The 11,237-nt window shown below is 24.2% G+C and carries 9 protein-coding genes; 5 read left to right on the forward strand and 4 right to left on the reverse strand.

The window, feature by feature from the left end:
• Positions 1–78: 78 nt before the first annotated feature.
• A complete protein-coding gene (locus Bfest607_RS00090; RefSeq protein WP_500838301.1) occupies positions 79–1,089 on the reverse strand; it encodes an AI-2E family transporter in 1,011 nt (336 codons plus the stop codon).
• Between the two features lie 367 nt (positions 1,090–1,456).
• On the opposite strand from Bfest607_RS00090, the gene glyQ reads away from it, so the two are divergent.
• A complete protein-coding gene (gene glyQ / locus Bfest607_RS00095) occupies positions 1,457–2,383 on the forward strand; it encodes a glycine--tRNA ligase subunit alpha (protein WP_500838302.1) in 927 nt (308 codons plus the stop codon).
• A gap of 24 nt (positions 2,384–2,407) precedes the next feature.
• Positions 2,408–4,516 (forward strand): glycine--tRNA ligase subunit beta, encoded by a 2,109-nt coding sequence (glyS, locus tag Bfest607_RS00100; RefSeq protein ID WP_500838303.1) that lies wholly within the window; start codon positions 2,408–2,410, stop codon positions 4,514–4,516.
• A 25-nt stretch (positions 4,517–4,541) separates the two neighbouring features.
• Here the strand turns inward: glyS and Bfest607_RS00105 are convergent, their stop codons facing one another.
• A complete protein-coding gene (locus Bfest607_RS00105) occupies positions 4,542–5,174 on the reverse strand; it encodes a Fe-Mn family superoxide dismutase (RefSeq protein ID WP_500838304.1) in 633 nt (210 codons plus the stop codon).
• Between the two features lie 240 nt (positions 5,175–5,414).
• Here Bfest607_RS00105 and Bfest607_RS00110 point away from each other — a divergent pair, with 240 nt between their 5' ends.
• Positions 5,415–5,879 carry a hypothetical protein gene (locus tag Bfest607_RS00110; protein ID WP_500838305.1) on the forward strand — a complete coding sequence of 155 codons (465 nt, stop codon included), beginning with the start codon at positions 5,415–5,417 and terminating at the stop codon, positions 5,877–5,879.
• A 26-nt stretch (positions 5,880–5,905) separates the two neighbouring features.
• Positions 5,906–7,492 carry a M3 family metallopeptidase gene (locus Bfest607_RS00115; protein ID WP_500838306.1) on the forward strand — a complete coding sequence of 529 codons (1,587 nt, stop codon included), beginning with the start codon at positions 5,906–5,908 and terminating at the stop codon, positions 7,490–7,492.
• Between the two features lie 98 nt (positions 7,493–7,590).
• On the opposite strand, the gene Bfest607_RS00120 is transcribed toward Bfest607_RS00115, so the two are convergent.
• Positions 7,591–9,213, reverse strand: coding sequence for an inorganic phosphate transporter (locus Bfest607_RS00120; RefSeq protein WP_500838307.1), 1,623 nt, complete (start codon positions 9,211–9,213; stop codon positions 7,591–7,593).
• Between the two features lie 324 nt (positions 9,214–9,537).
• Here Bfest607_RS00120 and ubiA point away from each other — a divergent pair, with 324 nt between their 5' ends.
• Entirely contained in the window at positions 9,538–10,410 is an 873-nt protein-coding gene (gene ubiA / locus Bfest607_RS00125; RefSeq protein WP_500838308.1) for a 4-hydroxybenzoate octaprenyltransferase, read from the forward strand.
• A gap of 206 nt (positions 10,411–10,616) precedes the next feature.
• Here ubiA and zur read toward each other — a convergent pair whose 3' ends face one another.
• Positions 10,617–11,081 (reverse strand): zinc uptake transcriptional repressor Zur, encoded by a 465-nt coding sequence (gene zur / locus Bfest607_RS00130; protein ID WP_500838309.1) that lies wholly within the window; start codon positions 11,079–11,081, stop codon positions 10,617–10,619.
• Between the last annotated feature and the right edge of the window lie 156 nt (positions 11,082–11,237).

An 11,237-nucleotide genomic window follows, 5' to 3' on the forward strand; every position in this document is an offset into this window, starting at 1 on the left:
ACTTGCATTGGATATCCAATGCAAGTGGTTCTGTAATGAAATATGAATCGCTATATTTAGATTTAGATTTAATTTATTTTATATTATTTTTTTAGAACTCAATTCTATTTTTAAATAAGCATAAAAAATAGGAGCTGCTATTAATCCTGTTAATCCAAAAATTGATTCTAAAACAATCATAGCAATAATCAATTCCCATGTATTAGAGTTAATTTTGTTACCAATGATTTCAGCGTTTAAAAAATATTCTAATTTATGAATTAAAATTAGATATATTAACATTATTATTCCAATACTTAATGAAACAGATAAAGCTGAAATAGTTATCATAATATTAGAAATTATATTCCCAACTATTGGTAATAATCCTAAAATAAAAGTAATGATAATTAAAGTTTTTCCTAATGGAAGAGTTTCTCCAAGTAACGGAATTAACATAAAAATCATAATTGATGTTAATAACGTATTAACGGAAGAAATTTTAATTTGAGCAAATACTATATTATGAAACGCGTGAGATAAATTATATATGCGCTCTAATAATTGATTAACAAAATATGTATTATTTTCTATATATTTTTTTGTATATTTAGGACAAGAAATTATAGTACCAATTACTAATCCTATTAGTAAAGTAATGCAACCATGTAAAATGATATGTCCCATATTACGAATAAGGATCAGATTTAATTCAATCCATGAGAATATTTGTTCTTTTAGTTCTGATGTTGTATTTGGAAAGAACTTGAGTAAGGTATCAGGGAGTTTTTTTTTAAAATCAGAAAAAATTCGATTAATTTCGTTAAGTGTATTAATTTTATTCATATCTTCTGTAAAAAAATTAGTACAGCTTGTAATACTTATCGTAATAGTAAAAATAATGATAATAATTATTATTGAAATAGAAAGTTGTCTAGCTCGGTAAGGCGTTATAAACCGTTCGAAATAAGATGCTAGAGATACAATAATTTCATAAGTTAAAAACCCAGAAAAAAAACAAGGAAATAAACCTAATGGGATAATCATAATAATAGATGAAAATATTATTGCATAAGAACTTATTATAATATAAGTTTTTGTAGAAAACATTATGAATTTCCTAATACATAAATTATTATAATAATTAAATACCTAAAGTTAATTTTATTGTTTTTAATAAAATAACTTATATGTACTTTATATGTAAAGAATCTAATTTATAATGATTAAATAACTTAGTAATAAATTAGATAAAATATATATAATATTTTTATAAAATAGTATCACGTATGTAGTATATGAAAATTTTAAAATATATACAATGTGTTAATGAGCTAATACAGAAATTGACCTAGTTTTTTACAAAAATTTAGTAATGTGATGTTAAATTTTTCATATTGGAAGTTTGAAATAAAATTTTGTTTAAATTATTTAAATATATTTATTCATATAAATGAATATTAATAAATTAATTAATATGAAACAACAGAATTGTAGTTTTAATATAAAAACTATACAAGACTTAATAATCGCTTTAGAAAGGTATTGGAAGAATCATAAGTGTATTATAGTACCATCTTTAGATATGGAAGTAGGTGCGGCTACTTCTCATCCTATAACATTTTTTAGAGCTATTGGACCAGAGCCTATAGCTGTAGCTTATATACAAGCATCTCGACGGCCATCTGATAGCAGATATGCAAAAAATCCGAATAGATTGCAGCAATATTATCAATTTCAGGTAATTATTAAACCATCTCCAGAAAATATGTTACAGTTATATTTAGATTCATTAAAAGAAATTGGAATAAATAATTTAGAAAATGATATTAGATTTATTGAAGATAATTGGGAAAATCCTACATTAGGAGCATATGGGTTGGGATGGGAGGTCTGGTTAAATGGAATGGAAATAACTCAACTTACTTATTTTCAAAAAATAGGTGGATTAGAATGTTCTCCTGTTACTGGAGAAATAACTTACGGATTAGAAAGATTATCATTGTTTATTCAAGATGTGGATAATATATATGATTTAATTTGGGGGGATACTGCAGCTAATGTCTTTACATATAGGGATTTGTATTATCAAAATGAATTAGAACAATCTAGTTTTAATTACGAATATATTAATGTTGATTTATTATTTAAAAATTTTAATAAATATGAAAATGAAGTACATTATTTACTTAATTTAGAAAAACCTTTAATGATCCCGTCTTACGAAATGATTTTAAAATTAATACATATTTTTAATTTATTAGACGCAAAAAAAGTAATCTCTATTACAGAGCGTAAAAATTATATTTTGCGTATTCAAAGATTATCACAAATGATAGCAGAGATGTATTATTTATTTCGTAAAACATTAGGGTTTCCTTTGTGTTCTAAAAAAAATATATAATGTGTATGTGAAGATATATAAGATATGAAAAAATATACTTTTTTAGTAGAAATAGGTACTGACGAATTGCCTGCTAAATTTTTAAAAAAAATAGGACAGGATTTTGCTTTTTATGTTACAAATGAATTTAAAAAAAACAATATTTGTTATGATACAGTGGATTGGTTTATTTCTCCTAGACATTTAGCAATTAAATCACATATTTTTGTGATGAAAAGGAATAAAAATTTATTTAAATCTTGTATGCCTAATGATATTGGTATCAGTAATGAAACTGTAAATACCAATGTTTTAAATAAAGAAAAGAACATTAATTTATTTCAGAACAAATCAATAAAGACTGATATTTTAAAATTAAAAAAATGTAAAATAAAACATACATTAGAAGATAATTATATAATTAATAAAAATGTAGAGGATGTATTGATTCAAGTTATTAAAAATGCTTTAGGAAAATTAACAAGTTATGAAATGATGAAATGGGGAGATATACAAGTTCCATTTATTAGGCCAATTAATACTATAACAGTATTATTAGACACTGATATAGTTCCTGGTTGTCTTTTTAATAAAAAAGTAGATAGAGTAATATATGGAAACAGATATATAAAGAATAATGAAATTATTCTGGGTAATGCAAATGATTATCCTGATATTTTAATAAAAAAAGGTTGTGTTATTGTAGATTATAATATGCGTAAAGATGCAATACGTATAGCTGTTGAGGATAAGGCTGCAGAACTTGGAGGAGTAGTTAATATTCAAGATAATAGTGTTTTTTTAGATAGGATTACTTCTTCAATAGAATGGCCTGTTATTTTGTTTGGAAAATTTAACGAAAGATTTTTAAAATTACCAAAAGAATTAATGATTCATATTATGCAAGATAAACAAAAATATTTTCCTGTATATGATAAGAATAAAAATTTTCTTTTGCCATGTTTTATTTTTGTGATTAATACAATTACACATGATTATAAAAAAATAATTCAGGGTCATGAAAATATAATTAAAATGCGTTTTATGGATGCAGAATTTTTTTTAAAAAATGATAATAGATATCGTTTAGAAGATTATTTTTTTAAATTAAGTTCAGTAGTATTTCATCATCAACTTGGAAGTTTAAAAGACAAAACAAATCGAATAACAGAATTATCTGGTTGGATAGCTAATCAGATTCATGAAAATGAATTTAAAGCTAGGAGATCTGGACATTTGTGTAAATGTGATTTGGTTACTGATATGGTATTAGAATTTCCCGAGGTTCAGGGGATTATTGGGATGTATTATGCTGAACGAGATGGAGAAGATAAAGAAGTAGCATTAGCTCAGAAAGAACATTATCAACCTAGATATAATACAGATGAATTACCTGTAGAACGGATTTCCTGTATTGTATCTATTGCAGATAAAATGGATACAATATCTGGTATTTTTGGTATTAAAGAATTTCCTACAGGAAGTAGAGATCCATTTGGTTTAAAACGATTAGCTGGAGGTGTATTAAATATTATTATTGAAAAAAAGATGTCATTAAATTTATTGAGCTTAATAAATAAGTCAGTTGAATTATATGAATCAAAATTAACTGATGATGTGATAAATGTAAAAAATAATATTTATAACTTTATGTGTAAACGTCTTTGTTTATTTTATAATGCATTAGGTTATAAAGCGAATATGGTTCAATCTGTTTTAAATACTAAATTTGGGGATTTTACTAATTTTAGAATTCATATAGATTCTATTAATAATTTCTATACTATTCAAAAAGAAAAAAGTATATTATTAAATTCAGTATATAAACGTATATCAAATATTATTAAAAATAAAAATGTATTTTATGATGATTCATCGAAAATTGATAAATTTATTTTAAAAACTGAAGAAGAAATACAATTATTTAAAAAAATAATGCATACTAAAATCAATTTAAATTTTTTTTTAGAAAAAGGTTACTATGAAGATGCCTTAGAAATATTGGTAATTTTATCGAGTTTAGTTAATGAATTGTTAGATAATGTTGTGATATTTGATCCAGATTCAAAAGTTAAAGAAAATCGATTACTTCTATTAAAGGCAGTAAAAGATTTAATTTTACAGGTTTTTGATGCGTCTGTTATGCAGACATAACAGACGCATCAAAAACCCCTTTATATCAGGTTTGATAATAAAGCGACTCATCGAATCTTCTGGAAGCTTCATCCCAATTTATTACATTCCAAAAAGCTTGAACATAATCTAAACGTCTATTCTGATATTTAAGATAATATGAATGTTCCCATAAATCTAAACCAAATATTGGAAATCCATAAGTACCAGAAAATTTTTTTCCCATCATCGGATTATCTTGATTTATAGTAGAAACAATTTTTAGATTGTTATCTTGTTGAACTAACCAAGACCAACCTGATCCAAAATGACTCAGAGAAACTTTCTCAAATTCTTTTTTGAAGTTATCTAAATTTAGAAAAGTGTCTCCTATAGCCTTTTTTAACGATCCTGTTAATTCTGTACCGAATTTAAGAGATTTCCAAAAAAGATGATGATTAATGTGTCCACCTCCATTATTTCGTAATATATCTCTTTTTTCTTGTGGAACAGAATCTAATTGTTTAATTAGATTCTCTATTGAAATATTTGAAAATTCTGGTAATTCCTTTAAAATAGAATTAGCATTATTAATGTACGTTTGATGATGCTTAGAATGATGAATTTCCATAGTTCTTTCATCAAAGAAGGGTTCTAGAGCATTGTAAGGATAACCTAATTTAGGTAAAGTGAAAACCATTTTGAATTCTCTTTAGAATCATATATTTTAATACTTGGAGTTGATTATACTTTGTTGTTTTATATAAGTAAAGTATAATTTAAAAAATTCAATGATGCATGTATTAATTTTAAGAATAATTTATTTATTATATTTAATAAATAAAAGATAATTGTATATATGTTTATTTTTGTATCATTAATATATGTTATTAATTTTTATAGTGTGTTTTAAAATAGGAATAGGTATAATTAATTATCAATGAATAAGAGGTTTTTGAATTTTGAATTGCCTGAATTTTCTGCAATTAAAATGAATCATATTAGTGATATAATAACTAAACAAATAAATTATTGTTATAATACAGTAGAATTGATTGTATCGTCAGGTAAATCAATTACTGATTGGAAAGATTTACATGAGCCATTAGTGATTGCAGAAAATAAATTAAAAAAGGTTTGGTCTCCAATAGCTCATTTAAACGCAGTACATCATAATTCGAAATTACGTTTTGTATATCAAAAAAATTTGATGGCTATACTTCAGTATAAAAATTGGGTACTTCATCATGAAGGATTGTATCGATTGTATAAATTATTTCAAAATGATAGTTTGTATCAATCATTAAGTATTGTTCAGAAAATAGCATTAAAAAAAATTTTATCTCGTTATGAATTAACCGGTATTTATTTATGTGGGGATAAAAAAAAAATTATTGTAAAATGATTTCTATGTTATCTCAGTGTAGTGTAATGTATTCTAACAATGTTTTAGATTCTACATTAGGATGGACAAAATTAATTACAGATAGAAGTGTGTTATCTGGAATTCCAGATAATCAATTAAATATAGCTCGTTTATTAGCTCAAACAAATAAACAGAAAGGGTGGTTATTTACATTACAATATCCTGTTTATTTATCAATTTTATCATATTGTGATGATCAGAATTTTAGAGAAGAACTATATTGGTCTTTTAATACACGAGCATCTGATCAAGGCCCTAATGCTAAAAAATGGGATAATACTTTAATTATGGATGAAATTTTATCATTACGTTATGAAATAGCTAAAATTTTAGGTTTTAATAATTATTTTGAAAAATCTTTAAAAACAAAAATGATTCAAGATCCTAAAAGAATACTTAATTTTCTTATGAATTTGTTTGATCATGTATATGATAATGCAAAACAAGATTTGTTAACAATACAAAAATTTGCTAAACAATATTATTCTTGTCAATGTTTAAAACCATGGGATATAGCATATTATCAAGAAAAACAAAAATCGCATCTTTTTTGTATTTCAGAAAAAAAATTACGTCCATATTTTACTGAAGAAAGAGTTTTATCTGGAATGTTTGATATAGCAAATCGTATGTATAATATTTTTATATTAAAACGTGAACATGTAGAGGTATGGAATTCAAGTGTACGATTTTTTGATATTTTTAATGATCAAAATGAATGGCAAGGGGGATTTTATTTAGATCTTTACACAAGAAAGAATAAATGTGAAGGAGCATGGATGGATACATATACAGATATAAAATACGAAGGTGATATAGAATATCAACGTCCTATCGCATACCTTACTTGTAATTTTGACCCCACTCCTGAAGATATAGATACACCACGTTTATTGACACATGAAAATATAATTACTTTATTTCATGAGTTTGGACATGTATTGCATCATGTTTTAACATCTTCGAACATTCCAGAAATTTCTGGAATAAATGAAACAGAATTAGATGTTATAGAAATTCCAAGTTTATTTATGGAAAAATTTTGTTGGGATTCGAATATATTAAGATCTATTTCTATGCATTATAAAACAAAACAACCTTTATCGGATAAAATGATTAATAGATTATTACAATCAAAATCTTATCAAATATCGTATAATTTATTAAAACAAATTATATATGGGGTATTTGATTTTAAAATTCACTATGAATATCATCCGAATTCAAAAAAATCAGTATTAAAAATATTTAACGAAATTTTAAAAAAAATGTCAGTATATCCTACTTCGAGTCAAGACAGATTTCCTCATATTTTTACTCATATTTTTGCGTCTGACGAGTATGCAGCAGGATATTATAGTTATTTATGGTCAGATATGTTAGCATCGAACATTTGGTTAAATTGTAAAAATTTAAAATTAACTGATTCTCAAATAGGAAATATATTGTTTTATTATATGGATTATATAAGTAAATCAATAAATTTAAAAAGATGTTTTACTCAGTCTAAAAATCGCACGATTACAACGAAATCTATTTTAGAATATTATAATGTTCCTATAAAAAATAATATATTTTTTAGTTTGTTTTAATTTGTAGTATGTTTATTATATTAAGTAATATTTGACCTAATTTTATATTTATAAAAATCAATATAAAATATTGTAAAATAGTTTTTCAGGAAGACGTTTTATATATATTTATAAAACAGTTTAAAAGCTAATAAATAAAATCCTCCGCTTAATATAATTGATATAGGTATCGTTAAAGTCCAAGTCATTAAGATATTTTTTATTATTTTCCATTGTACTCCTTTCCATCCGTGTATTAGCATACATCCAGTAATAGATGATGATAACACATGAGTAGTAGAAACAGGCATACCAATATAACTAGCTGTGCCAATGGATATAGCAGTAGTGAGTTGAGCAGATAAACCTTGTGCATAAGTCATTTTTTTTGTACCTATTTTTTCTCCTATAGTAATAGCAACTCTTTTCCAACCAATTGTTGTACCTAAAGATAAGGATAAAGCTACTGCTAAAATAATCCAAGTTGGAGCATATTCAACAGTATTTAATAAATATACCTTTAAATGTTTCAAGAATTTTTTATTCTTGTTTGAAATTTCTGGTTGAGTTATGATTTGATCTAAAATATCAGCAATATATATTAATAATTGCCTTATTTGAAGTCGTTGATTTAAATTTAGTTCTTCATAACTATTTAAATTATCGAGTAGTAGTAAGGAATTTTTCAAAATAGTTAAGGTTAATGAGAAGTCGTAAAAAATTTTTTTTATTTGATCTTTCGTATATATTGCTGATATTCGACAGTTACAATCAGTCTGATGATTATGTTCTCGAATTAATTTTTTTGTAATTTTTTGAATAGCTGGATCAATCATGGTTAATTGATTTAATGCTGTGGATATAGGCATAGACATAATTTCTAAAGGAATAATATTTTTAAAATGATCATCTTCTTGTTGAATATAATATCGTTGAAAGTTATTGATTGCATTTCGAGTATTAATAATATCATTATTATTAGCATGCATATTTAACACAAAACTAGCAGGTGCTACTCCTACTAAAAGTAACATAATTAATCCAATACCTTTTTGACCATCATTAGCGCCATGAGAAAAACTAACTCCAGCAGCAGATACGATTAATATCATACGAATCCATAATGATGGATGTTGTTTTCCACATATTTGAGCTTGCTCAGATGGGGTAGTATGAATTTCTTGATATTTATTATTATTTTGACATTGCAATAGTAAAAACATTATTATTTTAGCTATAATTAAACTTATTATTGGAGATATTATTAAAGATAAAAAGATATTGATTAATTGTGAGATATTTAATTCTTCATTTATCGAACAATGCATGATGAATGAATTAGCAAATCCTATCCCAATTAGCGTCCCAATTAAAGTATGAGAACTTGATGTAGGTAAACCAAAATACCATGTACTAAGATTCCATAAGATTGCTGCAGATAACATAGAAAAAATCATTATTAAAATATGATTAGCACTAGTATTTATGAAAAAATAAGTAGGAATTAAGTGTACGATAGTATATGAAACACTAACCCCACCCAATATTACTCCTAAAAAATTGAATATTCCTGACATGATAACTGCACTACTAGAGCGCAATGCACAAGTATAAATTACAGGAACTACAGAATTAGCAGTATCATGAAATCCATTAATAGCTTCGTAGATGAAAACAAAGCACAATGCAAGTATTAACATGATTCTGATATGTATGTCTAAATCATAGAATAGATATGACATAAGAAATACGCTTTTATTATAAAACAATTAATTTTTTAAATTATTTATACTAATTAACATAAAAGTTAGTATTTTGCCTTTAAATATTGAGATATATTATGTGTATATGATATACAATAGCATATTATCTTGTATATAAAATATTATGCATTAGTTTTAATTAATAAATAAAAATAATTTTATATAATAGAGTATTTATGAACAAATGAATGTTATTTCAAATTTAAAGTTATTGTTTCAATAATACTATAAGATATTTTTGCATTTAAATATAAGTAAATAGAAAAAGATTATATAACATAATAAGAATTAATATTTAATTAAATGAATAATATTTTTGATATATATAATAAATTTATTAATTTAGTTAAATTAATGCGTATTAATCAACCTATTGGTTTTTTCTTATTGCTTTGGCCAACTTTATGGGGTTTATGGATGTCAAATGAAGGTATTCCTGATACTTTTGTTTTAATTGTATTTATTATTGGGGTAATGTGTATGAGGTCTGCTGGTTGTATAATTAATGATTATATTGATTGTAATATTGATATACATATTCAACGTACTAGACGTCGTCCAATTCCTAATGGAACAATTACAAAAAAAGAAGCATTATTAACTTTTTTATTTTTAATAGTTATTGCAGCAGGATTAATTTCTGTATTTAACATTATGACTATATTGTTAGCTTTTTTAGTATTAGTATTATTATCGATATATCCTTATGCTAAGAGATACATTGATGTACCCCAGTTATTTTTAGGAATTTTATTTAGTTGGCCTATTTTAATGTCATATACTGCAACGTGTCATGATATAAATGGTACTACTTGGTTATTATGTGTAGCTAATATTATTTGGACCATAGTATACGATACAGAATATGCTATGGTAGATAGAGATGATGATCGTAAAATTGGTGTGAAATCTTCTGCACTTTTCTTTGGCTCTATGGATAAATTAATTATAGGAATATTACAAACAATTACTATATTTATATTTATATTAATTGGATGGAAAGAAAACTTATCTATGGTATTTTATTATTTTTCTGTATTTGGAGTTGGTATATTATTTGTATGGCAGCAAATATTAATGTATGATGGAAACAGAATAAAATATTTTAAAGCTTTTTTAAATAATAATTATGTAGGTTTGTTAGTGTTTATAGGAATTTTACTAAATTTTATTTAATTATGTAATAAAGATCATTAAATATATGACCGATATTAATAATATTTATGTTTGTAACATGTTTTATTCTTGTAGAAATATTTTTAAATAATTTATTTATTTTGTTATATAGTAATAGTATTTAGAATGAATAAATTTTTATTAATTTTAATTAATAATAAATAAGATAAATTATTGTTTGTCTTTTAATAAAGATTAATTATATTTTATTTAGTATGTATTAAACTAGTGCAATTAAAGCATAATCCGTGAGATTCAACGATATTGCTAGATATAATAAATCCGCTTAATTGTGCTGTATTTTGTAGTATTTCGTCAACTCCTTTGACAGTATGTTCTGTTACTTGTTTACAATGATTGCAAATAAAAAAAACAAAGTTATGAGATAATTCTAAAAAATATTTACATAACATGAAACTATTAGTAGATTCAATACGATGAATAAAGCCTTGCTCTAGTAAAAAATGTAAAGCTCGATAGATGGTAGAGGGTTTTGCATGGGGTAACGAAGATTCTTGTAATAAATTTAATAAATCATATGCACTAATTGCTTTATAGTGTTGCTGAGAAATTAACCGTAATACTTCTAGGCGTTGTGGGGTTAATCGCACATGTCTATGTATACATATTTTTTTTACTTGTATCAAGAGTGTGTGAATATTAATATTCATATCTTTATTCCTGTAATATTTTTATAAAAATAGTTGATTAATTAACAAATTTACTTAATTATTTATTTTAAATAAAAAGTAGTATAGATGTATTTAGAACAAATAAATAGATTTAAATATAGAATGGTAATTTTAGTATAGAATTATATATAATTA

It is taken from the genome of Candidatus Blochmannia festinatus (nom. nud.) (genome assembly GCF_059936355.1).